At 40.8% G+C, this 23,517-nt stretch carries 22 protein-coding genes and 1 riboswitch; of the genes, 3 read left to right on the top strand and 19 right to left on the bottom strand.

The features are described from left to right. Window positions 1-14: 14 nt before the first annotated feature. From aspS to QM968_RS08630, 10 genes are all read right to left on the bottom strand, one after another. Window positions 15-1,769 carry an aspartate--tRNA ligase gene (gene aspS, locus QM968_RS08675; RefSeq protein ID WP_009731891.1) on the bottom strand — a complete coding sequence of 585 codons (1,755 nt, stop codon included), beginning with the start codon at window positions 1,767-1,769 and terminating at the stop codon, window positions 15-17. A gap of 97 nt (window positions 1,770-1,866) precedes the next feature. Next, a complete protein-coding gene (locus tag QM968_RS08670; protein WP_414326569.1) occupies window positions 1,867-2,094 on the bottom strand; it encodes a hypothetical protein in 228 nt (75 codons plus the stop codon). A gap of 253 nt (window positions 2,095-2,347) precedes the next feature. Then, entirely contained in the window at window positions 2,348-3,616 is a 1,269-nt protein-coding gene (gene dltD / locus QM968_RS08665; RefSeq protein ID WP_414383536.1) for a D-alanyl-lipoteichoic acid biosynthesis protein DltD, read from the bottom strand. Further along, window positions 3,609-3,848, bottom strand: a complete 240-nt coding sequence (gene dltC / locus QM968_RS08660) for a D-alanine--poly(phosphoribitol) ligase subunit DltC (protein ID WP_003002265.1) — start codon at window positions 3,846-3,848, stop codon at window positions 3,609-3,611. The genes dltD and dltC overlap by 8 nt, the downstream gene beginning before the upstream one ends. Window positions 3,849-3,863: 15 nt before the next feature. Continuing rightward, a complete protein-coding gene (gene dltB / locus QM968_RS08655) occupies window positions 3,864-5,117 on the bottom strand; it encodes a D-alanyl-lipoteichoic acid biosynthesis protein DltB (RefSeq protein ID WP_414383534.1) in 1,254 nt (417 codons plus the stop codon). Continuing rightward, on the bottom strand, window positions 5,114-6,664 hold the full coding sequence (gene dltA, locus QM968_RS08650) for a D-alanine--poly(phosphoribitol) ligase subunit DltA (RefSeq protein WP_414383532.1): 1,551 nt from the start codon (window positions 6,662-6,664) through the stop codon (window positions 5,114-5,116). Before dltA ends, dltB begins: the two co-directional genes overlap by 4 nt. A 14-nt stretch (window positions 6,665-6,678) precedes the next feature. Then, window positions 6,679-6,807, bottom strand: coding sequence for a teichoic acid D-Ala incorporation-associated protein DltX (locus QM968_RS08645; RefSeq protein ID WP_006595368.1), 129 nt, complete (start codon window positions 6,805-6,807; stop codon window positions 6,679-6,681). A 168-nt stretch (window positions 6,808-6,975) separates the two neighbouring features. Next, window positions 6,976-8,235: a S41 family peptidase gene (locus tag QM968_RS08640; RefSeq protein WP_414383530.1), complete on the bottom strand. Its 1,260-nt coding sequence runs from the start codon at window positions 8,233-8,235 to the stop codon at window positions 6,976-6,978. Window positions 8,236-8,327: 92 nt separating this feature from the next. Beyond that, on the bottom strand, window positions 8,328-9,011 hold the full coding sequence (locus tag QM968_RS08635; protein WP_414383528.1) for a DUF4956 domain-containing protein: 684 nt from the start codon (window positions 9,009-9,011) through the stop codon (window positions 8,328-8,330). After that, complete coding sequence (locus tag QM968_RS08630) at window positions 9,004-9,783, bottom strand: polyphosphate polymerase domain-containing protein (RefSeq protein WP_414383526.1); 780 nt, start codon at window positions 9,781-9,783, stop codon at window positions 9,004-9,006. Before QM968_RS08630 ends, QM968_RS08635 begins: the two co-directional genes overlap by 8 nt. A 227-nt stretch (window positions 9,784-10,010) precedes the next feature. Here QM968_RS08630 and QM968_RS08625 point away from each other — a divergent pair, with 227 nt between their 5' ends. Together QM968_RS08625 and QM968_RS08620 are read left to right on the top strand one after the other, a co-directional pair. Next, window positions 10,011-11,258 (top strand): carbohydrate-binding domain-containing protein, encoded by a 1,248-nt coding sequence (locus tag QM968_RS08625; protein WP_414383608.1) that lies wholly within the window; start codon window positions 10,011-10,013, stop codon window positions 11,256-11,258. A gap of 92 nt (window positions 11,259-11,350) precedes the next feature. Continuing rightward, window positions 11,351-12,013, top strand: coding sequence for a DUF4947 domain-containing protein (locus QM968_RS08620; RefSeq protein WP_414383524.1), 663 nt, complete (start codon window positions 11,351-11,353; stop codon window positions 12,011-12,013). 88 nt (window positions 12,014-12,101) lie between these two features. On the opposite strand, the gene QM968_RS08615 is transcribed toward QM968_RS08620, so the two are convergent. Further along, window positions 12,102-14,897: a YhgE/Pip family protein gene (locus QM968_RS08615; protein ID WP_414383522.1), complete on the bottom strand. Its 2,796-nt coding sequence runs from the start codon at window positions 14,895-14,897 to the stop codon at window positions 12,102-12,104. A 133-nt stretch (window positions 14,898-15,030) separates the two neighbouring features. Between QM968_RS08615 and QM968_RS08610 the strand changes: the two genes are divergently transcribed. Further along, a complete protein-coding gene (locus tag QM968_RS08610; RefSeq protein ID WP_003001962.1) occupies window positions 15,031-15,564 on the top strand; it encodes a TetR/AcrR family transcriptional regulator in 534 nt (177 codons plus the stop codon). Window positions 15,565-15,714: 150 nt separating this feature from the next. Here the strand turns inward: QM968_RS08610 and rpsD are convergent, their stop codons facing one another. The 8 genes from rpsD to QM968_RS08570 all read right to left on the bottom strand — a co-directional run bounded on the left by rpsD (window position 15,715) and on the right by QM968_RS08570 (window position 23,363). Next, window positions 15,715-16,326, bottom strand: coding sequence for a 30S ribosomal protein S4 (gene rpsD, locus QM968_RS08605; RefSeq protein WP_003002210.1), 612 nt, complete (start codon window positions 16,324-16,326; stop codon window positions 15,715-15,717). A 205-nt stretch (window positions 16,327-16,531) separates the two neighbouring features. Beyond that, the gene (locus QM968_RS08600) at window positions 16,532-17,263 is read right to left on the bottom strand and encodes an ABC transporter ATP-binding protein (RefSeq protein ID WP_009731903.1); all 732 of its coding nucleotides are present in this window, start codon (window positions 17,261-17,263) and stop codon (window positions 16,532-16,534) included. Beyond that, window positions 17,256-18,251, bottom strand: a complete 996-nt coding sequence (locus QM968_RS08595; RefSeq protein WP_009731904.1) for an ABC transporter substrate-binding protein — start codon at window positions 18,249-18,251, stop codon at window positions 17,256-17,258. Before QM968_RS08595 ends, QM968_RS08600 begins: the two co-directional genes overlap by 8 nt. A gap of 56 nt (window positions 18,252-18,307) precedes the next feature. Then, complete coding sequence (locus QM968_RS08590; RefSeq protein WP_009731905.1) at window positions 18,308-19,066, bottom strand: ABC transporter permease; 759 nt, start codon at window positions 19,064-19,066, stop codon at window positions 18,308-18,310. Between the two features lie 74 nt (window positions 19,067-19,140). Next, a riboswitch (TPP riboswitch) is annotated at window positions 19,141-19,242 on the bottom strand. A gap of 34 nt (window positions 19,243-19,276) precedes the next feature. After that, a complete protein-coding gene (locus QM968_RS08585) occupies window positions 19,277-19,549 on the bottom strand; it encodes a Veg family protein (protein WP_003009183.1) in 273 nt (90 codons plus the stop codon). A gap of 1 nt (window position 19,550) precedes the next feature. Then, a complete protein-coding gene (gene dnaB / locus QM968_RS08580; RefSeq protein WP_414383520.1) occupies window positions 19,551-20,909 on the bottom strand; it encodes a replicative DNA helicase in 1,359 nt (452 codons plus the stop codon). A gap of 25 nt (window positions 20,910-20,934) precedes the next feature. Further along, a complete protein-coding gene (gene rplI, locus QM968_RS08575; protein ID WP_414383518.1) occupies window positions 20,935-21,387 on the bottom strand; it encodes a 50S ribosomal protein L9 in 453 nt (150 codons plus the stop codon). Then, window positions 21,384-23,363, bottom strand: coding sequence for a DHH family phosphoesterase (locus QM968_RS08570; protein WP_414383516.1), 1,980 nt, complete (start codon window positions 23,361-23,363; stop codon window positions 21,384-21,386). The genes rplI and QM968_RS08570 overlap by 4 nt, the downstream gene beginning before the upstream one ends. Window positions 23,364-23,517 lie beyond the last annotated feature (154 nt).

The raw sequence follows: 23,517 nt of genomic DNA, 5'->3' as shown, positions 1-23,517 counted from the left end.
TTTTTAATCTTGTCCTATTCTTGATCTGCTACTTCTACTTGAAGCTGTAACTCTTCTAATTGTTTTTCAGAAACGACAGATGGAGCTTGTGTCATTGGGTCTGTCGCTTTATTATTCTTAGGAAAGGCAATGACTTCCCGGATATTGTCCTCACCGGCAAGAAGCATAACCAAACGATCCAAGCCAAGCGCCAATCCTCCATGTGGTGGGAAGCCGTAATCCATGGCTTCCAACAAGAAACCAAATTGTTCATTTGCAGCTTCTGCTGTAAATCCAAGGGCCTTGAACATCCGTTCTTGTAAGTCTTTATGATTAATCCGAAGGCTTCCTCCACCTAATTCATAACCATTTAAAACGATATCATAGGCAATAGCACGAACTTTTGAAAGATCACCTTCCAATTCATGCTCCGTTTCAGCTTGCGGGAGTGTAAATGGATGGTGGGCAGACATATACCGGCCTTCTTCTTCAGACCATTCAAACATTGGCCAATCGACTACCCACAAGAAATTGTATTGATTGTTGTCAATCAAGTCAAGCTCTTTAGCCAGACGAACACGTAAAGCACCAAGCGTTGCATTGGCCACTTCAAGAGTATCTGCAACAAAGAGAACCAAATCTTTTTCCTGCAATTGTAAAGCATCTGTCAAGTCACTTGTCAAGTCTGTCAAGAACTTCGCAACAGGACCGTTCAAAGCACCCTCAGAATATTTCACCCAAGCAAGACCTTTTGCACCGTATTGCTTCGCAACTTCTGTCAACTTATCGATGTCTTTACGAGAATACTGATCCGCCGCACCTTTGACAACAATCGCCTTGACTGCAGGAGCTTCTGAGAAGACTTTGAAGTCTACACCCTTGACAAGATCTGTCAAGTCTTGTAGTAACATTTCAAAGCGTGTATCTGGTTTGTCTGAACCATACAAGGCCATAGCATCATCATACTTCATGCGTGGGAATGGGAGTGTTACTTCAATTCCCTTGGTTTCTTTCATGACACGTGCAATCAAGCCTTCTGTGATATCTTGAATTTCTTGATCACTCAAGAAAGAAGTTTCCAAGTCAACCTGTGTAAACTCAGGTTGACGGTCTCCCCGTAAATCTTCATCACGGAAGCACTTCACGATTTGATAATAACGATCAAAACCGGCATTCATCAACAATTGTTTTGTAATCTGAGGACTTTGTGGAAGGGCATAAAAATGCCCCTTGTTGACACGAGAAGGAACCAAGTAGTCACGTGCTCCTTCCGGAGTTGATTTAGAAAGAAACGGTGTTTCAACATCAATAAACTCTAATTCATCTAAATAATTACGGATCGAATGGGTCACTTTCGCACGGAGTTTGAGATTTTCCAACATCTCAGGACGACGAAGATCTAAGTAACGGTAACGAAGACGAGTGTCATCATTGGCTTCAATTCCATCCTTGATTTCAAACGGAGTTGTTTTGGCAGTATTAAGAACTGTAATAGCTTCCACCTTAAGTTCTACTGCACCTGTTGGCAAGTTTGGGTTGGCTTGTTCACGAGCTTCCACAAGACCTGTTACTTCTAGTACATATTCACTACGGATGCTTTCAGCTGTAGCCATCACTTCTGCACTAACTGTTTCTGGATTGATCACCAATTGCATGATTCCTTCGCGGTCGCGCAAATCGATAAAGATCAAACCACCTAAATCACGACGACGACTAACCCATCCTTTCAAAGTAATGTGAGTTCCAACGTGTTCTTCACGAACACGTCCAGCATACATTGAACGTTTCATTTCTCATTTATCTCCAAACTAATATTCTTCCTTCTATTTTACCATAAAGACCAGCAGAAAGCGGCCTTTAGCTCAACTTTTTCAGAAGCTGAGCAATTCAGTTTTTATGAAGGTCTTTTCCTTCTTTTTTAGGATCATCATAAAGAGTGGGTGCTAGCACCTTCATTAAAGTCGCCGTCCCAAATCGCAAGACAGCTGCTACTAACCCAAAAATAAGGGATAAGTAGCGGAAAAAGAAATCCCCTCTGATCATGTAGGTAATCACACCCACAATTAGAAAAATGCTAATTCCCTGGACGATCGCGTAAAACCAAATTTTTCTCACAACTGTTCTCCTTTTTTCATTCTTTTCTGACTTATCCACTGTTTTCTATAAGTTATCCACAAAAATGTGGATAACTTCCTTCCGTTTTCTCCTCAAAATAGGAGTATACAACAGCATCAGGACTTGTTTTCATCATTTTGCACCTAAGTTTCCCACAGCTTGTGGATAACTCTCTAGATTTCCTGTGACTTTCCTATCACTTTAGCTCATAAATCAAGGAGCCAGGATTCGATCCTGCCTCCTTGTTCCGGCATTATTTAAATTGATCCGGTGTCCCTTTATACTGGGCCCAGTCTTTGCTAAAGAAGCGATCATTCAGATGATAAGTTGGCGCTTTTTCAGCCTTTGTGACAAAGGGATTAACCGCTTTATCAAAAGCTAGCCAACCATTCCATCCCATATGAATCGTATCTTCCATAAAGTAGGGCTGATCCCCATCTTTAGAAAAGTCTGCAATATTGGTGAATCCTTGACTTTCCAATTGGTAACGAATCTTTTGAACAGCCTGTTCATACTTTTCTTGGCTCAAGCCTGTATATTTCATCCATTTGGCATTGACTGGCGGAATGACAAAGATGACATTGGTCCGAGATTTAGCAAACTGGTCTAGAACCAATTGCAAGTCATTGTACTCCGGCGATTGGACATAGGATTCGTTCTTTTGGAAACCTTTTAGTTTCTTCAACTTCATTTTTAAACGGGTATTGTAAAAATGATTGCTGATGCCAAGGTCGTTGTTATTGGTTTTGACTTTTGCTTCAGCCGTTGCAATTTCCTCCAATTTCTCATATGAGAATTGGTCTGGCAAATCTTGTAGACGTTTTTTGACCTTCTTATCATAATTCCCGTTTGTACGAGTGGCAAGATTGCTAAATAAGGCATCTTCGCGCTGAACAAGATGGGAAACAAGCTGGTTCAAAGACTGATCAAATCCTGAAATTTGCTTTCCTTGAGAAATTTTGGTCACAACACTTTGAAAGGCGACATTTGGATACTGTTGCAGGAGGCGTTTCGCAGCATACTGGGATGCAGCATCCTGTTGGTAATTGGCAATAAAGCTATTCAACTGATCGCTATTAAAGAATTGTTGAAAGGCAGAGGAATCATAGCCCTTCTTGGTAAACCATTGCGGAGAAACCACATAAACAGCTGTATTGTCCTTGAGTTCTGGCAAAATCTGTTGCATTCCAAAATACTGGTTCAAAGAAGCCGCACCACGTTCTCCTAAAAAGTAGGGTCTGTAATTACGGTCATATTTTTCAGCCAAAACTGCTGGATGCACCACATCAAAACGCAACCACTCACTTGAGCCGAAATAAGGAACAAAGCGATGCCGTAGATCAGAAAGTGCTTCTTGTTTCTTTGTACGACTCTTGAAGCCTTCTGCATTGAGACTAACCGCAGCTTTTTTCTCTTCTGTATAGTCGTGTTTATGATTGATTGGATAAAAGAACAGTAAGGCTGCTACCATAAGGAGGGCGCAAAAGACAGGCCCCAAAATCAGCCATAAACGCTTAAGCATTCTGAAGCTCCGTTACACCTTCTACGATCTTGTTGGCAGTGTTCCAATCATCGCGTCCAAATTCAGATACAGGAACACGGATGCCAAAGCGATTTTCCAATTCCACAATCAATTCCACTGTTCCCATACTATCAAGGACACCCGCATCAAAGAGGTCTTCATCCATCATGTCTGAGACATCTTCCATAAACAATTCGTCAATAATTTCAATTACTTGTGATTTTACATCCATTTTTCTATTCTCCTTTTATTTCAATTTTGGAAACCATTGTTGATCCAAGAATCCTGAGAAAATCAGGAAGGACAGCATCACTGTGTTAAAGGTGATAAAGATCCCCAAAGCCTTGGTCCAACGATTATCCGGGATCGGATCCAATCCTTTTGCTTTTCTTTCTTTATTGATGGTCTTTTTCTTGCGAATCCAAGCATCATTGATGACCAGTCCAAGTCCATGGAAGAGACCATAAGCGATGTAGTACCAAGTCACTCCATGCCAGAAGCCCATGACCAACATATTGATAATGTAGGCAACATTTGAGATGGTAATCCGGCTCTTGAAGACTTTATTGCGCATCAGTACCATTACGAGACGCATAAAGACGAAATCACGGAACCAGAAAGATAAACTCATATGCCAGCGATTCCAGAATTCCTTTAAATCACGTGATTTAAAAGGACGGTCAAAGTTGATAGGACTTTTAATCCCCATCAAATTGGAAGCCGCTAAAGCAAACATGGAATACCCTGCAAAGTCAAAGAAGAGATCCAAGCCATAAACATACATGACTCCCAGCGTTCCGATGTTGAAGAATCCACCTTGAGACAAGGCATAGGTCTGCACATGACCTAATAATAAGTGGCCAAAAATATGAGCTAGGATAAATTTATAAAGGAAGCCATACATGATGTACTTAACAGCTTGCTCCAACATATCCAATAATTCTTCGCGCTCAGGAATGGCTCTATAATCCTCATTAAAACGCTTGAAACGATCGATCGGCCCACTTGAGAAGGTGGGCATAAAGAGCATGAATCGCAAGAATTCCCAGAAAGTGAATTCTTTCAAAACACCATCACGCATTTCGATAATCATTCCGACAGCTCGAAAGGTTAAATAAGAAATACCTAAAAATCCAAACAAGGATTGGTGCCCATTTTTGATCGCTGGCTCTACCTTTACAAAGATCAGGGGCAAGACAGATAAGAAGGAATGAAGATAGAAAACCCACTTATTGTCCGCCTTCTGACGATAAAACTTGTAGGAATAGACAATCAAGATTTGCCAGACTACGTAAAAGAGTAAGGCATAAATTTGCTTGAGATTCGAACCAGTCAGCATCAAAATGATAAAGATCAGGCTCACAAGTCCTTCATATATTGGAAATCTCTTTTTGAAGAAGAGACCCACAAAGATCGGCAAAAAAGCTAGAATAAGGTAGATAAAATAGATCGGTGTTCCATAGTGTTCTAAATGAGGGAGCTGTTTCAAAAACTCGATCATCGGTTGTTAACCTCGCTAATCAACCCTTTGATGTCGATTTTCCCATTTGGAGTTAGCGGCAAGCTGTCACGGTAGAGGAATTTTGAGGGCATCATATAAGACATCATGATGTGTTCCAAATCTTCCTTGATCGCTTTGGTAATATCAATTTCGCGCTCAAATTGTTCCTTGACCCCATCTTTTAAGATGACATAGGCCAAGAGATTTTGGACCTTGTGATCTTTGTTGTAGCGCGGTACTGCAACAGCCGAGTCAATGTACTGAGATTTGTTCAAGTTTTGAGAAACATCTTCTAGCTCAATACGGTAACCGTTAAACTTGATCTGGAAGTCCATCCGTCCACCATAGAGAAGGAGACCTTCATCTGTCATGGTTCCGACATCTCCCGTATGGTAGGCTGGAAGACCTTCAAATTCGAAGAAGGCTTCTGCTGTTTTCTCTGGATTATTCATATAACCTTTTGAAACAGCTGGTCCAGACACGATGATTTCCCCTTGCTCTCCATTTGGCAATTTATTGCCTGCCTCATCAATGATGAAGGTTGGAGAATCTTCTTTGGTGTAACCAATTGGCAAGCGTTTAAGAGTCGCTAACATCTCATCTGTAATAGCGACTGCCGACAAAGCAACAGTTGCTTCCGTTGGCCCATAGGCATTGATGATGCGCGCATTCGGGAAACGCTCACGCAGTTTTTGAGCCGTTTTAACCGTTAACTCTTCCCCATCAAAGTAGAAATGGGTGATGCCTGGCATCTTTTCAGCATTGAAATCTTCAGACAGCATGGCCATATCTGCAAAAGATGGCGTCGAAGTCCAGATAGCAATCGGAAGTGAAAAGATGGTCGCAAAGAGTTGTTTAAAGTCTTGAGTGATGGCTGATGGAAGGGCAAAAAGTGTTCCTCCAAGAGCCAAGGTCGGTGCCCAATACATGACAGACAAGTCAAAGGAATAAGGTGGTTGCGCCAACATTTGCGGACGCTCTGGCGTTGCAAATTCCTTGTCCGTAATCATCCAGTTGGTGAAGCTGAGCAAGTTATCATGCGAAATTTGCACCCCTTTTGGTTTTCCAGTTGTTCCAGAGGTAAAGATGATGTAGTAGTTATCATCCCCTTTGACTGGATGTTGCAAATCATAGGCATTCTGAGCCGCATAAGCTTCACGCACTTGCTCCAAGGACATGATTGGAGCAGCTGGGTCTTCAATTGGGAACTCATTGATGGCGATAATTAAGCTTGGCTCAGCCACTTCAAGAATGGCAGACACGCGCTCCAAAGCAGAATGGCTATCAATTGGGATATAGGCATAGCCAGATTTGGTCAAGGCCACAAAGGTTGCCAACATTTCATATTCTTGGCCACCAAAGACCACAACAGGTGACTTTTCAGGAAGTCCCATTTGGTCAATGTGAGCTGCTAAGCTATCTGAGTCTGCCTTCAATTGGCCATAGGTATGCTCTTCTCCAAGGACATTGTAGACAGGATAGTCTGGCTGTAGTTGGGCGAAGCGCTCAATCGCCTCGATCATATCAGTAATTGGTTGGTTTGACACGGTAGGGATCTCCTTTAAAATTCATTGTAGATAAAGCCACCTTGACCTTGACCAAGGTAACTAAAGAAATAGAGTAGGGCTAAGAAAATAGCAAAATACAAGATTGTTTGCCCTATAAATTTATAAAGTGTTTTATGTTTCATCTTTTTCACTCTTCATTTTGATTGTCAATGTCTATTTTACCATTTTTTATACCAAGTAAGCAATTTTAAACATAGTGAGAATGTCATAGAAAACGTTATCATTTCGAATCATTAAAGCCTTCTAACCAAAGCAATTTTCTTCTTTACATTTTCTGATGGGAATTCTTTTTATTTTATGTTGCTCTGACGAATTAACTCCAAGCACTTGTCTAAATCTACATCTCTTTCAAAATGGTCAGGACTCCAGGGAACCTCTATATCCGGTTCAACACCTTGATCCGTCATTCCTTTGCCTTGATCCACGCTTAGACAGCGAGAAGTGGGAAACATCAATCGATAATCACCATAATCAACGGTACAACAATTGGAATAGTCTAAAATCCCGAGAGTTGGTCTACCTACCACCGTTACCTTCTTAAACTGCTTCATCATCTGGACAAAATTATCCCCAGATGATCCACAATAGATATCTGATAAGATAAAGATCCGCTCGGGATAGTGGCCTCCTCTAACCTCTGGGAAGAATTCCTCACTTTCTTGCTGATACGGTACATAGCCTTTCCCCCGATGGCGGAGCAATTCCTCTTTCATCTCTTCAAGCAGTTTAATGGTTTCAGGACTAATTTCTTCCTGTTGCATCCAGTCCTCAAAATCTTTCAAGCGTAAATCGACATTACGTTCCGTATAGAGAATTTCCATGCCATCATCGTCCCAGTCAAGCGAATCATATCCCTGATCCTTCTCTAAGCCTAGATGTATTAGAGGGAAATATAAAGAATCTGTCCCTCCGCCGTTCTGTCGGACATCAATGAGAAGAAACTTGACCTCCGTCATCATCAGTAAACACTCTTGGTATACCCGACTAATGGCTCCTTCATCCATAAAATTATCCAGACGAAGATAAAGAATCTCATCGTCTAATCGTTTCCAAAAAATCTGATCTTGGATTGGTTCTCGACTGGGCGCTACTTCAATGGTCTTTTCTACCCCTTCTCGAAGCAGGGTGACCCTTGTGGACTGAGAGACCAAATCCGCCCATTCTCGGTAGTGTCTTTCAGGGGTCTTACTGATAAAATAGTCCTTATGAAGAGACGCTACCTGCTCCAAGTCACTTCCATCCAAAGCTAAGATCTGATCTCCTACTTGAAGTCCCGTATCTTCATTAGCTTCCTCAACATACAGTTTCTGTCCATTTATTCTCAAAAGAAAACCTTTTTGACTGGCCTTTTTATCTAGAAAGGAAACATGTCCGATCACACCAAAACTAGCTAGGTAAGCATTAACTTGATAGAGAAAGTCATCATCTGTCATATCATCTGTCATTTTTTCTCGAAAGCGATCGGGGTCGCATCCTTTTCGATCCTTGATGGTAGATGAATCATGGCTCATAATCGAGATGACATCTTCAAAAATAGCAGTCTTTTTCATAAAGGATTCCTTCAATTTTTTAGAAACAGTATACCACTTTTTCTTAAAAAGTTCTTAAAAGCCTAAAAAGCTATCCTAAAGGAGGATAGCGTCTATAAGTTCTTTCTTTTCTTAGCCTTCTTGGTCAAGGATACATCGCAATGATAAATTTCTTCTGTTAGGAGGGTCGTCATGGCAAAATCGTCAACTTCTGGTCTTAGATCCACTTCATAATCCAAGGTAAGCTGCTCCCCATTTTGGCTTGTATTAACCGAAATCAAGTCGACTTCTGTACAATTGCAATCCAGCAAACGGCTGATCTTCTCCGCAATCCTAGACTGATTTTCTAGCTCAATCGTCAGGTGACGGCGCCGTTGGTGGTCGGTCTTACTTTGCTTGGTTTCGAGCAAGAGCCAGATAGCTAACAGAAAGGCCATGAACAAAACTGCCAATAAGAGGTAGCCCGACCCCGCTGCTAAACCAATAATCATGGCAAGGAAAATCGCGATCAATTCTCTCGAGCCGCTGGTAGCAGACCGAAAACGAATCAAACTAAAGGTTCCCGCTACTGCAATCGAGGTCCCCAGACTCCCGTTCACTAGGAAAATCACCAGGGTCATCATGCAGGGAAGCAAGGTGAGACTGACGATAAATTCACGCGTATAGAGGGTACGGTATTTGTAGGTCCAAGACAGGGCCATCCCGAGCACTAGGCTGACAACCAAGGCCAACATCAGACGCACTGGATCTACAGTTGCCGTAGCATTGTTAAAAATAGAATCAAATAGATTAGACATAGGCAGCACCTGTCCTTTCTTGAATTGGCGTTGGTGCATAGTCTAAGCCTTGTGACTTATGGTAGGCACAACTGTATTTCGAAAATTTCTGTTTGACCAGTCCGTACTTATCCAGAATATCCTTCAGCCACTGAGGTTCTTCACCTGGAGCCTTGATTTCCATAATGATGGTATTTTCTTCTAATAAAGGCTCTCCAACTTTCCCACGATGGAGACTGACCTGCTGATCCCGATAGACTAGGTTTTGATCCAGGGTGACCCGAATCTTATTGTAAGGATAGCCTTGGATGCTCTTCTTTTCTTTTAAGGACAAACGATCATAATAGATGTACATCTGAGGCTGTAGTCGGTGATCATAGCGCTGACGCAGAGCTTGGATTTCTTGCACCAAGTCCAGATCCTGAATGGTCTGATCCACTAGTCCATCCGTCATGAGGCGGGTAATAGAGGAGGGGTTCGAGACCAGGCGGAACTTGTGACCAATACCTTCTGCATCCTTTGATTTTACTTCTAGAAAGGCCGGACTATCTACTGTTGGATGCTCTATATAGGTCCGCATCCGAATCTTTTCACGACGGTTCTGTTTAGCAAGGGCATCTTGGATCACATCGAAGTCTTCAGTATCAAAATAAACATTCGAAATCGTGGAGATGGGATAATCATCTTCAACAACATATTTCTTCAAATCTTTCAATAAGTCATCCAAGTCTTCTTTATTCACTACATATTTGGTTTCAATCCGCTTGAAACTTGTCTCTACCGTTTTTTTCATGTTTTTCTCCTTTTGTTCTATAAAAAGTTGGTCATTTTCTTTATCGTTTTTGTTGCAAAGCCACGAGTCGCTTTACTGGTTCCTTAGTTTAGTGGCCTTTTCTTAAGCTTTCATTAAGCCAAACTTAAAGAAAACTAAAGTTAAGGTTCCTTTCAGAAAAACTTTAGGAAACTTTCAGCTAGCAACTTTAGACTAGGAGCATATCAATGGAACGAGAGGAAAAGCTCATGAAATCAAACAAATGGAAATTCTTAGTAACGGGGGCCGCGACCCTCACCTTACTGACAGCTTATACCCAAGCGTCATCTCAATCAGCTACAACAAGCAATACCGCCCAAACAACCGCTGCTTCTACTTCAAATAGTAAAACAGATAGCTCCAACTATTTTACAGATAAGGACAAGGACACCTCTTATGATGAAAGTACCGCCTCTACTGTCAAACTGTCTGGATCTTCTGCAAGTGTAGCAGGTGATGGCGTAGCCGTTTCTGGATCCACCGTGACCATCTCGAAGGCCGGAACCTATGTCATCTCTGGTGAATCTAATGGGGTTCAAATCAAGGTCGAAGCAGGTGATTCAGATGATGTTCATATCGTCTTAAAAGGGGTTACCATGACCAACACCAACGCGCCAATCTCTGCTACGAAAGCAGGGCATGTCTACCTGACTCTAGCAGATGGCACGACCAATACCTTGTCTGATTCAAGTTCAAACAATGATGAAGATGCCGATGCGGTCATCTTCTCTAAAGGGGATCTCACCATCAATGGTTCGGGTACGCTCAATATTGATGCCAAGAAGAACAACGGGATCAAGGCCAATGACACTCTCCACATCACAGGCGGAACCTATAAGATCACGGCTGTAGGAGATGCCTTCAATGTCAATGATGAGCTCAATATCACCGGTACGACGATGACCATCGATGCAGATGAAGATGCGGTCAAGGTGGATAACGATGAAGATACATCTGTCGGAACCATGTATCTGTCTGACAATACCATGACCATTGCAGCAGGGGACGATGGTATCCATGCTTCTGGTGATCTGGTTATCGATAGCGGAACCTACAAGGTAAGCGAGTCTGTCGAAGGTCTCGAAGGAAAATCGATCACAATCAACGGAGGAGATATCACCATCTACTCAACCGATGACGGTGTCAATGCGGCCAATGCCAATGCTAACCAAGATGAAATTTTCTTCACCATGAACGGTGGAACTCTCAACGTTGAAGTTGGCCAAGGGGATACCGATCCAATCGACTCTAACGGCAATGTCACTGTGACTGGAGGAACCATCAATTTGACGGGGCAATCCGGCTTTGACTTTGATGGAACAGCCACCTATACTGGCGGGGATATCTATATCAACGGTGAAAAACAAACAGAAATTGTCAATTCCATGCCTGGAGGCGGTGGTGCTCCCGGCGGTGGCGGGCCTCAAGGTGGTGGACCTGGAGGCGGACATCCATAATAACAAATAAAGGCAGGATTTCTTCCTGACCTTTTTTTGTTATTCTTTTTATGATAGAATAGAAAATCAATCAACTTGTTGAAAGGAACATGATGAAAAAACAGATACTACCTCTTTTCTTCACACTCTTGCTGTCTCTTCTTTTTCTATCAGCCTGTGTGCCGGACCTTAAGATCAATTTTAAACAAGAGCCTACTACTACCAGCTCAAAAAAGAAAACCACTAAAAAAAGTAGCTCAAGTCGTTCAACTAGCTCAACTAGCACAGGTAATTCCTCTAGCTCTCCCTCAACTACTACGGAGACCACTTCTGACATCATCACAACCGAAGGGCTCCCTAGAAATGCCCAAGAAGCACCCAAGAATAAAATTTATGCAACAGGGAACTTAAAAGTAGCCTACTCTAGAAATGACGACAATATTTTTGTACAAACGCCGGATTATGAAGGGTATACCACTGCTCTTGTCCAAAAAATCCTTGGAAATCCAGAGAAACAACTAACAGACCCTGCTTATATTAGCGAATCTTTTCAAAATATTGAACTAGAAAATATTAAAAATCTCTACCATAAGGGGAAAATTACAGAAGAACAAGCTCATGCCTTTTTATTGGGAGCCGTTGATCTGAAACAAGCTTCTAAATTTGGAGTAGATTACACCATTTACACCTATAAAAACAACACCATCCAATTGGTCTTTGAAAACGACCAACTCCTCTATATTACGCCAAATCCTGATGTTGTCTTCTTTAAATAATGAATATTCTCGCTTGTTTAAGCGAGAATTTTTGTTTCACATGAAACAAAAAACTCTCAACACATTCATTGTTGGGAGTTCCTGAAGATTAGTCCTCTTCATATTTTTTGGGATTATAAAACCACATTCCGAGACCTGCAAAAAGAGCAATAGTCATCAGAAGAAAGACGACTTGATTTCCAATTTCTCCTGTCATCGAAATCGTTTGACGAAGACCAGAGACGGTATAGCTCATTGGCAAGAATGGATGAATGGATTGGAAAAATCCATTTGTCAAAGCAAGAGGATAAGTTCCTGCACTAGAAGCCAATTGCAAAAGCAAGAGGATCAAAGAGAGGAAAGCACCGACCTTTCTTTGCCATGTTGTTAAAGCGGTCACGATAGACATGAAGGCTACACTACCGATCACACAAAGGAAGAGGGTAGCCATCTCATGATTGGCAGATAAACCAATCAAGTGAACAGCACCATAGACCAAGATTCCTGCAACCACCGCAATGGTTCCATTGACCTCAAAGCGAGATTTAAACCATGCCCAACGACTTTCAGGATGACGACCGGATGGCAATTTTGCAAAGATCATATTGGTTGACAAGGCACAAACAAAGAGTGCTACCGAGATCATATAAGGAGCCATTCCGACACCATTCACAGGAACATTATCATGGTCTGTTTTAGAAGTCGTAACAGGATTGGCTAAGGTTTTTGCATTTTCTTTTTCAGTTGTAGCCACATTCAATTGTCCCTTAGCATCGTTTAATCCTTGACTCAAGGTTTGGCTTCCTGTTGCTAATTCACCTAAACCGTTTGTCAATGTTTGGCCACCCGTTGCTAATTTGCTGGATCCTTCTGAGATTTGATTTGCTCCGTCAGCTAGTTTATCAGCCCCCGTCACCAATTGACCTGATTTCTCTGTCAACTGGTTGACACCTGTGACAAGTTTGTTGACACCACCTGCCAACTCTGGAGTTTTGCTGTTCAATTGCCCTACACCATCAGCTAATTTTCCAGCACCAGCAATCAATTCACCAGATTTACTTGTCAATTGTGTCGCTCCTGAAGTCAGTTGATTCATACCTGATGTCAAAGCAGGCATCTTACCATTTAACTCACCTAGTCCAGAAGTTAATTGATTGCTTCCTGCAAGCAATTCCGATGATTTACTATCTAGTTGGCCAACACCTGCTGCTAACTGACTAGCACCATCTGTTAAAGTGTTACTATTGGTCTGAAGTTGGCTTGCCCCACTAGCGATTTTATCAACACCAGCTGTATAAGCGCCGATCCCTTGACTAATGGTTTGGCTAGCTGGCAACAATTGTCCACTAACTGCGGATTGGATCTTAGACAAGCCACTTGACAAGTCTGTCAAGGTAGAAGAAGCTGTTGGTAAAACTTGATTGGCTGCAGTTTGCAGCTGTGTTAAGCTATTTCCTGTATTCAAACTACCTTGGATCGTTTGGATCGTTGTCAAGATCCCTTGAGCTGCTGTTTCACTCGAGCTTGGGCTCGATGAGATCGCCGCACTGATTTCCGCTTGTTGATCAGCTGTCATTGCTTGATAAGCTGCTGTCCCTTGCACACTTGCAAGGGCATTTGCTCGATCTGCCTGAGCTGAAGCAAGGATCGCTTGGGCTGAATCTACAATGCTCGTCAAGCCAGATGAAAGTTGGCTGGTATCTACTGAAGCATTTTGAATCGCTGCATTTAATTGGTTTAAACCAGTTGCCAATTGATCAATCTGAGCGGATTGACTTGTAGAAGCTTGTAGCTGGCTTGATAAGGTTTGAATACCTGATTCTAATTGTGAAATCCCATTTCGAAGGGTAGCAGATTGACTACTTAATTGACCAGCTCCCTCTGATAAAGTAGCGACTCCATTTGTATAGGTCACTAAACCATTTGAAAAGTTAGATAGACCCGAATTCAATTGACGCACGCCATTGGTATAATTCCCAAGACCGTCATTAAGTGTCCCCATACCACTGGTTAACTGACCAACTCCTGAGGCCAACTGAGGGGTTTGACTCGCCATTTGATTGAGACCATTTCCTAATCGATCCACTCCGGTAGCGTAAGCCATCAAACCTGTATTAAAAGTACCAAACCCATTATTTAATTGATTGACTCCAGATACCAAGTTTGGAAGTTGACCAGCCATTTGATTAAGACCATTTCCTAATTGACCAACACCATTTGTATAGGCTGCTAGACCCGTACGAAGGGTGGTTGCACCATCTGAAAATGTTAAACTGGAACTAGCTAAGGTATTCAAATTAGTGGTCAGTGTTTGCCCACCGTTTTCCAACTTTGTTGCACCATCTGCTAATTTAGCACTTCCATCTGCCGCTGTCCCCATACCAGTTTTAAGCGATCCCATTTTGGAAAATAAAGCAGTTGTATAAGTATTGGTCACTTTTTCAGCCACCGACTGCTGCATTTTTGTCATCGCAGAGTCACTCATTTTTCCTGCAATGAAACTATGACCACTGGACGTTTGGTAATCAATAGTCATCTGTTCCGGATGATTGGTTAAGATGGAGCTAGCTTTTTTTGAAAGATCCTCAGGTAGCGTTACAATCATATAATAATCGCCATTTTTTAGACCATCTTTCGCAGCTTTCTCATCTACAAAATGAAAATCAAGCGAATCATTGTCCTTCAAATTGGACACCATGTCTTTCCCGATTTCCATTTTTTGTCCATTATATGTAGCAGATTGATCCTTATTGACAACCGCTACAGGAAGATCCGAAACTTGGCCATATGGATCCCACATGGAAGATAGAAAAATAATATTATAAAGAGCTGGAATCAACGCAACTCCAATCATGACAATAATAAATGTTGGCTTTTTAAGAATAGCCTTCCATTCTTTCATCATATTTTTTGTCTCCTTTTTATACACATTGTCTAAATTTCTGATATAATAGATTATACAGTTTCTAGAAATTTTCACAAGTAGGAATTTTATTTTTTGGACACTGTGTATAATTTTGTGCAAAAAGGATTAACAGATGACTGAGAGCAATAAACGATTAAAAACAAAACGAAATATTGAAGAAGCGATGGTTCGACTACTCGAAAAGGAATCATTCGACCAAATCACAACGGTTGAGTTGGCGCAAGAATCCGGTATTAGTCGCTCTAGTTTTTATACCCATTATCGAGACAAGTACGACATGATCGAGCGCTACCAACAAGCACTCTTTCACAAACTTGAATACATCTTTGACAAACACCAAGATGACAAGCGCCAAGCGATTACAGAGGTGTTTGAATTTCTAACCAAGGAGCCCCTTTTTGCGGTTCTTCTGACAGAGAATGGAACCAAGGAGATTCAAACCTTCTTACGACATAAATTGCAGATTCTTCTGGTTGATAGTTTGCAAGAGCGCTATAGTCATAAATCATTAACAGATATTGAAAGAGTCTACAGTTCTGTCTATCTGACCAATGCCTTCTTCGGAGTCTGTCAAATGTGGGTTTCTCGCGGAAAAAAAGAAAGCCCTCAACAAATGGCTGAATTTTTAATGAAAATGTTACGGTAACAGTGCCTCCTGATCTAGATAGATCAGGATTTTTTTATTAGCAGTTTTAGGTTTTAAGAAAACAAAAAGGGTAGCTAACCTAGAAATCAAGGATTTAAGACAAAACAAAAAGCCCACAACCATGGGCTTTTCGTAAGATATATCTTAAAATTAAAGCATTTTGTTGTAGAATTCAACGACAAGTGCTTCGTTGATTTCTGGGTTGATTTCATCGCGTTCTGGAAGGCGAGTCAATGAACCTTCAAGTTTGTCAGCATCGAATGATACGAATGCTGGGCGTCCAACTGTAGCTTCAACAGCTTCAAGGATAGCCGGAACTTTAGCTGATTTTTCGCGAACTGAGATCACTTGACCTGGAGTTACACGGTATGAAGGGATATCAACGCGTTTTCCATCAACAAGGATGTGACCGTGGTTAACGAATTGACGAGCTTGACGACGAGTAGTCGCAAGTCCAAGACGGTAAACAACGTTGTCCAAACGACGTTCCAAAAGAAGCATAAAGTTGAAACCGACAGTTCCTTCTTTAACTTTAGTAGCTTGTACGAACAAGTTACGGAATTGTTTTTCACCAAGTCCGTAAGAGAAACGAAGTTTTTGTTTTTCAGCTAATTGCAAACCGTATTCTGACAATTTTGAACGGTTATTTGGTCCGTGTTGTCCTGGTACGTAGTTACGACGTGCCAATTCTTTACCTGTACCTGTAAGTGACAAGCCAAGACGGCGAGATTGTTTCCAAGATGGTCCTGTATAACGTGACATGTGAAATGTCCTCCTATAAAAATAATTTTTGTAGGAAATAACGTTTTAGACAAACCTGATTCGTTCAGAAAGCCTTCGCCCAAACAGCAAAGGTTACTTTTCTAGCTGACTTCCTGTTGACGAGCTTCATTTTGTCCTGCTGTCATTTCGCACAAATTCTATTTTATCACGGAATAGAGACTTTGTAAAGTACTTCAAAACAATTTCAATGAAATTCAGACAATAATTCTATGATTCGTTTTTTATATTGCAATTGTTGCCAGTCTCTATCCGTTGCTGGATCCCATTTTAAAGGAAGATCTGCAACAATTTCTCCAGGATTATGATTCAAGATATAGACCCGGTCACTCAATGTCAAAGCTTCTTCGATACTATGAGTGATCAAAAGAGTGGTGAGACCAAGACGTTCCTTGCTTTCCAGATACCATTGATAAAGATCCTGCCTTGTCAATTCATCTAAAGCACTAAAAGCTTCATCTAGTAGAAAGACAGAATGGCCCAGAAGATAGGTTCTCAATAGCGCCACCCGTTGCCGCATCCCCCCACTCAGCGCATTGGGATAAAGGTTGGCGATACTTCTTAGCTTAAATTCCTCTAACAATTTTAGAGCTGTAGATGTCGCCTCTTCCTTAGGAATTTTTTTTAATTGAAGGGGAAGAATAATATTTCCCAATACTGTCTTATGTTCTAACAAAAGATCCTTTTGTAACATATAGCTGACTTTCCCAAAAGAGATCGGGGCATCATCTACTTCTATAGATCCCGTTTGCAAGGGAAGGATCCCAGCAATTAAATTGAACAAGGTTGATTTGCCAACCCCACTGGGACCTAAAATAGATACGATTTCTCCTTTTTGCACTTCTAGTGATACATTATTTAAAACTGCTTTATCTCCAAATGTGAAACTTACATCTTTTACTGTTAAAATATCAGTCACCTACCAATTCATTTGTGAAACCTTTGTCTCTTAAGTCATTTGAAACCAATCCTTGCTCTTTTGCCCAAGCATAAAAAGCATTCCAACGTTTAGGATCAAACTGCCCCCACTTGTCCTTGTCTGAAGCATATTGACTAGAAAGATATTTTTGGGAAGCCAGGACAAAATCACGCTGATTTGCCAAGGCAGGGGCCTGTTTGATCAAGATATCCGCAGCTTCTTCTGGATGCTCTATAGCATATTGGTAGCCCTTTTTCACCGCTTGAATGAATTTTTTTGCTTCCTCTTTATGAGACTTCAAATAGTCATTGTTAGCAATAATAACAGGCGAATAGTAGTCAAATGCAGGAACAAAATCTTTCATATAGAAGAAATTCGTCTTCATTCCCTTTTGCTCAGCCAAAATTCCATCCCAACCATGATAAATCCAAGCAGCATCAAAGAGCTTATTTTCAATCGGAGTAATGGAATTTGAATCACTATTTGGAACCAATTTTACTTGATTAAAATCAGCCCCTTCTTTTTTCATCATCGATTTGATCATTTCCAACTCAATTGGATCATTCCAGGTGCCATACCGCTTACCAACCAAATCTTTTGGACTTGTGATCGCTGCATCTTTTCTTGAAATAATCCCTGACGTATTGTGTTCGACGATAGCTGCAACAGCGGTAATACCCGCACCTTTATCCAATTTCTTGGCCATAGAATCTTGGAAATAAATACCAAATGGAGCTTTCCCATTGATAATCAAATCAGAACTACTGTCTTCCGGGGGAAGTTTTATATCTACATCCAGTCCTGCATCTTTAAAGTAGCCTTTTTCCTTTGCTACATAGAGACCTGTATGATTGGTATTCGGGGTCCAATCTAGAATAAAATCAATCTTCGTTTCATTACTTGACGATTTTTTGACAGAATTTTGACAAGCAACCAAAAAAACAACTCCACAAATAATTGATAAAGCCAAAGCTAACTGCTTCTTCATAAGAAATACCTCTTTTACATTATTGTCAATTTATTTTTACACTATTTACAAGTTTGTCAACCCTTTTTCCACTTCAAAATGCGTTTTTCTAATTGGTCAACGAGAAACATACCGAGTAAACTAATAGCAGAAATTAATACAATGATCGCAAACATTGTATCATACTGAAACAACTTCTTCGATTGGATCATATAAACTCCCAATCCATCAAACCCTCCTAACCATTCTGAAACAACCGTACTGATAAAGGCATAGGAGACACTTACGCGTAAACCTGCAAAAAAATAAGGAAGTGCTGCAGGAATTTTATAGTGGACTAAGGTCTGAAAACGGTTGGCTTGCATAATCTGAAACAATCTCAAGATGTCTTGATCACAATGTCGAAAGCCATCTAAGAAACTAACTACAATGGGAAACACTACCGTAATAATAATCAAGACAAGCTTTGGAAGCATACCATACCCAAACCAAAGGACCAATATGGGGGCTAAGGCAATCGTCGGAATGGTTTGAATAACAACCATAAAGGGATAGACCAAATCATTCACCCATTGAAAACTATCCATGAGAATTGCTAAGCCAGCAGCCAAAAGAACCCCTATAACAAGTCCGATCAAGGCCACTTGAAGGGTAGACAAACTGTGATGCATCAGAAGCACTCGATCTCGCACAAAGGCAGTCCCAATTTCAAGTGGCGTCGGCAATACAAATTTTGGTAAGATGTTTAAAACTCCTGCCAACTGCCATAAAACAAGAAGAGCAGTAAATCCTGCAATCCCTATTAACTGCTTTGAATATCTATTTACAAGAGACATCGTAACCTCCTTTCTCACAAATAAAAAACGCCTCCAAAATAGGAGACGGATTGCACAAGGTCACTTAAAACGAAAAATAAATTTCATTTGTTTCCTACGCTGGCATTACCCAGATCAGGTGCGGTCGAAGCTTACACTTCCTCTCAGACTGTACACAGACTCCCATATGTATTTATTATAATAACTGATTTAGACGATAAAAGCAAGAAATTAATCCAAATAACGAATTAAATTCTTCTCTGTTAAAATATCTGAATAGGTGTAAGACTCCACGTATGTATTGGCCGGTTCACCTGGTAAGCTATTGTCGTTCGTATACTCGATAATAAATAAAGAAGGATAGACCTCAATCAAGCGTCCAAATTTATTTTTTTGACGTTTCCGTCCATTTTCAAGTGTCATTTCAACCACTTGTCCTTCATGAGCCTTGATCTCTTCTTTAATTTTTTTCATTTTTGCAACATCTGTAAATGCATCACTCATCTTATTGATCCTCTCTCTTTGAAATGCTTGAAAATTTATTGTATTCCTTTTGGAAAATTAATTCTACTGTTCCACGCGCACCTGAACGGTTTTTCTCTATAATCACTTCAACCGTATTATTGGGAATACCATCTTCTTCCTCTTCACCAGCCCGATCATAATAATCATCTCGATACAAGAAGGCAACAATATCCGCATCCTGCTCAATGGATCCAGATTCACGAATATCAGAAAGAACAGGACGTTTATCTTGGCGCTGTTCCACACCACGTGACAGCTGACTCAAAGCAATAACAGGTACTTTTAGTTCCTTGGCCAAAATCTTTAACTGACGGGAAATTTCTGAAACTTCCTGTTGACGGTTTTCTCTTCCAGTCCCTGTAATCAGCTGCAGGTAGTCAATCAGAATAAGACCGAGATTGCCTGTTTCCTGCGCTAATTTTCTTGCTCTCGAACGAATCTCAGTGATCCGAATTCCTGGCGTATCATCGATGTAAATACTCGCATTGGCCAAATTTCCTTGAGCAATGGCATACTTTCGCCACTCTTCATCCGTCAATTGACCTGTACGAATCGAATGGGATTCAATCAAGCCTTCAGCTGCTAACATCCGGTCGACCAAACTTTCAGCACCCATTTCTAATGAGAAAATAGCCACTGTCTTATCCAACTTGGTTCCGATATTTTGTGCAATATTTAGAGCAAAGGCTGTTTTCCCTACTGCAGGACGAGCTGCTAAAATGATCAACTCTTCCTCATGTAGCCCCGTCGTCATATGGTCCAAATCGCGATAGCCTGTCGCAATACCCGTGATATCAGAGGTTTGAAGCGAGCGGGCTTCCAAGCTACCAAAGTTACTATTCAAGATGTCTCGGATATTTTTAAATCCACTACGATTTGCGTTTTCACTAACATCAATCAGAGCTTTTTCAGCACCCGCAATGATTTCATCTGAAGGACTCGCGCCATCATAAGCTTGATTAATACTTTCCGTTAATCGAGAGATCAACCGACGTAGGACAGCTTTTTCGGCTACAATCTTCGCGTAATACTCCGCGTTAGCTGAAGTTGGTACCGAATTAATGACTTCTACCAAATAGGAGAGACCACCAATATTTTGGAGATCTCCTTGACTATCTAAAATATTTCGAACAGTCGTCGCATCAATCGCATCCCCACGGTCAGCTAGATCAATCATGGCTTTAAAAATCAAACGGTGCGAATATTTAAAGAAATCGCCAGGTTCGATATATTCACGAACAAAGACCAATTTTCCCTCATCAATAAAGATGGCTCCCAACACTGATTGTTCAGCTTGGATATCTTGAGGTTGTGTTCGTAATTCCTCTATCTCAGCCATAAAAAAACCTTTCTATCGATCGTGTTTACCCTTCGCTTACACGAATATTAATCACACTTGTAACATCTTGATAAATTTTTACAGGGACATCAATCAAACCTGTTGCACGAATTGGGGAGGCAACTTGGATATGACGTTTATCAATTTTAATGCCAAATTGTTTCTCAAGTTCTTCTGCAATCTTTTTATTAGTAATAGAGCCGAAAGTACGGCCATCTGGCCCAATTTTTTCAGTGAATTGAACAACAGTTGCTTCTTCTTCCAATTTCGCTTTAATCTTTTGCGCTTCTGCTAACAACTCAGCATGCGCTTTTTCTTCTGACTTTTGCTTTCCACGAAGTTCACCGATTGCTTGGGCATTGGCTTCTTTCGCAAGATTTTTCTTGATCAAAAAGTTTTGTGCATAACCAGTAGGCACTTCTTTAATTTCGCCTTTTTTACCTTTACCTTTTACATCCGCTAAGAAAATAACTTTCATTCTACATTCTCCTTTTCAATAGTTACTTCGTTTTCAATCGTCTCAATCAGTTGTTGACGAATACTCATCAAATCTTGACCCTCAATTTGAGAGGCTGCCGAATTGAAATGACCTCCTCCGCCAAGCTGTTCCATGATACGCTGTACATTGACTTTGCTTCGACTTCGTGCAGAAATCGAGACAGTCCCACTTTGATTACAAGCAATGACAAAGGTTGCTTCTACCTCAGACATGGCTAGCATACTATCAGCAGCCTTACTAATGGTTACTGAATCATAGGCTTTAGTCGTATTGGCACAAGCTACGATGATATGCGGCAAAATCTTTTCACCAGTCAAGATCAGTTCGTTCACTGCGCGGTACTCGTCAAACTGAATAGCAGAGATCTCCTGGATGGCTACACTATCACTACCTCTTGAGCGAAGGTAACTCGCCACATCAAAGGTCCGACTTGTAACACGTGTGGAGAAGTTCTTAGTATCCAGCATGATTCCAGCCATTAAGACACTAGCTTGAATCTTCGTCAATCGATTTTTCTTCGACTTCTGGAACTGAATAAGTTCACTTACCAATTCGCTCGCACTACTTGCTCCACTTTCAATATAGGTGATCAGAACATTTTCAGGGAAATCATCATCTCGACGATGATGATCAATGACAATAATCTGTTGAAATTGTTGATAAAAATCTTTAGAGAGAGTCAAGGCTGTCTTAGAATGGTCAACCATAATCAACAAGGAGCGATCCGTTACCATTTGCATGGCTTCCTCTAAGGTAAGGATTTTCGTAACTTGTTCATCTTCTAATTTCTCAATCGCTCGTGAAATATCGCTGGCCATCGCATGTGGGTCATAAACAACATAGGATGAGGCCAAAATATTACTAGAGAAAAATTGCATTCCCACAGAGGCACCCAATGCGTCCATATCTAAATTTCTATGCCCAACAATGAAGACTTGGTCAACAGATTTGATCTTATCAGAAATGGCTGTCATCATAGCGCGTGTCCTAGTTCGAGTGCGTTTTACAGCCGAGGCCGTTCCCCCACCAAAGAAAATAGGATTTTTCTGTTCATTATTTTCCTTGACAACTGCTTGATCCCCACCACGAACTTCCGCAAGGTTCAGGTTCAATAGAGCCACTTTACCAATACCATCATGCTCTCCATCACCATATGAGAATCCCATACTTAAGGTAATAGGTAGTTCACGATTTTTGGCATCTTCACGAAATTGATCAATAACAGAAAATTTCGATTCCATCAATTGCTCCAAGACCGTGTAATCCGTAAACAAATAGAAACGATCCATCCCCACACGTCTGTAAAACATATGGTAGTGAGCTGTAAACTCTTCCACAAAATTAGCAATAAAACTATTGATATTGCTAATATCCGAATCAGAAATGACATCTTCTAGATCATCGTAATTATCAACAGAGATAATACCAATCACTGGCCGAGTCGTCACTAATCCGACAGTTGCTTCATACTCACTTGAAACATCAAAAAAGTATACAACACTTGATGTCTGATCAAAGTAAACCGAATATTTCTTATCGGCTACAGTGACATAATGGCCTTTATCTTCAAACAAGGTGTTGAGTAGTTTTTTCAATAATTCAACGTTAAAATCACCATCATCTGTTGAAAAAATCAATTCTGCATAGGGATTAAACCACTCGACTTCCTGAGTTTCTTTATTAATCTTAATAACACCTACAGGCATTTTATCAAGTAGAGATGCTAATCCACTTTCTGCCTGATGGTTAACATACTGTATTTGTTCGAGTTCATCTAACTCTGAAATCTGTAATTGGTATTCAAATAAAGCAATCAAAGCAGCTAAGACTAGAAAAATTGCAATAAGAGTTACATAGCCTTTGCCAAAGATTCTTAAAAAAATTGCTAAAATTGCAAATGAAATAAAACCAATTAACACATAATGGATGAACGATAAACGAAATTTTTTCATCATAAACCTCTTCACGGAATTATACCATAAATGGAGGTAAAAAGCGAGGTTTCTCTTTAATATTAAAGAGAAGATAGACAGGCAAAAAGCTTTTTCACAGTCCACTTATCTGTAAACCTCATTGACAAACTTGTCAACAAACAGAAAGGATTGCAAA

This window comes from Streptococcus sp. OMI870 (assembly GCF_047460295.1).
Classification (GTDB): domain Bacteria; phylum Bacillota; class Bacilli; order Lactobacillales; family Streptococcaceae; genus Streptococcus.
The sequence above is the reverse complement of the archived record's forward strand: the minus strand, read 5'-3'. Positions and strand labels throughout refer to the sequence as shown.

Excerpts from the sequence above, each read along its gene's own strand:
- QM968_RS08645 (WP_006595368.1), bottom strand. The coding sequence starts at position 6,807 with ATGAAACATAAAACACTTTATAAATTTATAGGGCAAACAATCTTGTAT.
- QM968_RS08620 (WP_414383524.1), top strand. The coding sequence starts at position 11,351 with ATGAAAAAACAGATACTACCTCTTTTCTTCACACTCTTGCTGTCTCTT.
- QM968_RS08585 (WP_003009183.1), bottom strand. The coding sequence starts at position 19,549 with ATGAGTGATGCATTTACAGATGTTGCAAAAATGAAAAAAATTAAAGAA.
- QM968_RS08640 (WP_414383530.1), bottom strand. The coding sequence starts at position 8,235 with ATGAAAAAGACTGCTATTTTTGAAGATGTCATCTCGATTATGAGCCAT.
- QM968_RS08570 (WP_414383516.1), bottom strand. The coding sequence starts at position 23,363 with ATGATGAAAAAATTTCGTTTATCGTTCATCCATTATGTGTTAATTGGT.
- rpsD (WP_003002210.1), bottom strand. The coding sequence starts at position 16,326 with ATGTCACGTTATACAGGACCATCTTGGAAACAATCTCGCCGTCTTGGC.
- QM968_RS08625 (WP_414383608.1), top strand. The coding sequence starts at position 10,011 with ATGAAATCAAACAAATGGAAATTCTTAGTAACGGGGGCCGCGACCCTC.
- QM968_RS08610 (WP_003001962.1), top strand. The coding sequence starts at position 15,031 with ATGACTGAGAGCAATAAACGATTAAAAACAAAACGAAATATTGAAGAA.
- dltC (WP_003002265.1), bottom strand. The coding sequence starts at position 3,848 with ATGGATGTAAAATCACAAGTAATTGAAATTATTGACGAATTGTTTATG.
- dltB (WP_414383534.1), bottom strand. The coding sequence starts at position 5,117 with ATGATCGAGTTTTTGAAACAGCTCCCTCATTTAGAACACTATGGAACA.
- dltD (WP_414383536.1), bottom strand. The coding sequence starts at position 3,616 with ATGCTTAAGCGTTTATGGCTGATTTTGGGGCCTGTCTTTTGCGCCCTC.
- dnaB (WP_414383520.1), bottom strand. The coding sequence starts at position 20,909 with ATGGCTGAGATAGAGGAATTACGAACACAACCTCAAGATATCCAAGCT.
- QM968_RS08615 (WP_414383522.1), bottom strand. The coding sequence starts at position 14,897 with ATGATGAAAGAATGGAAGGCTATTCTTAAAAAGCCAACATTTATTATT.
- QM968_RS08635 (WP_414383528.1), bottom strand. The coding sequence starts at position 9,011 with ATGTCTAATCTATTTGATTCTATTTTTAACAATGCTACGGCAACTGTA.
- rplI (WP_414383518.1), bottom strand. The coding sequence starts at position 21,387 with ATGAAAGTTATTTTCTTAGCGGATGTAAAAGGTAAAGGTAAAAAAGGC.
- QM968_RS08630 (WP_414383526.1), bottom strand. The coding sequence starts at position 9,783 with ATGAAAAAAACGGTAGAGACAAGTTTCAAGCGGATTGAAACCAAATAT.
- QM968_RS08590 (WP_009731905.1), bottom strand. The coding sequence starts at position 19,066 with ATGTCTCTTGTAAATAGATATTCAAAGCAGTTAATAGGGATTGCAGGA.
- aspS (WP_009731891.1), bottom strand. The coding sequence starts at position 1,769 with ATGAAACGTTCAATGTATGCTGGACGTGTTCGTGAAGAACACGTTGGA.
- QM968_RS08595 (WP_009731904.1), bottom strand. The coding sequence starts at position 18,251 with ATGAAGAAGCAGTTAGCTTTGGCTTTATCAATTATTTGTGGAGTTGTT.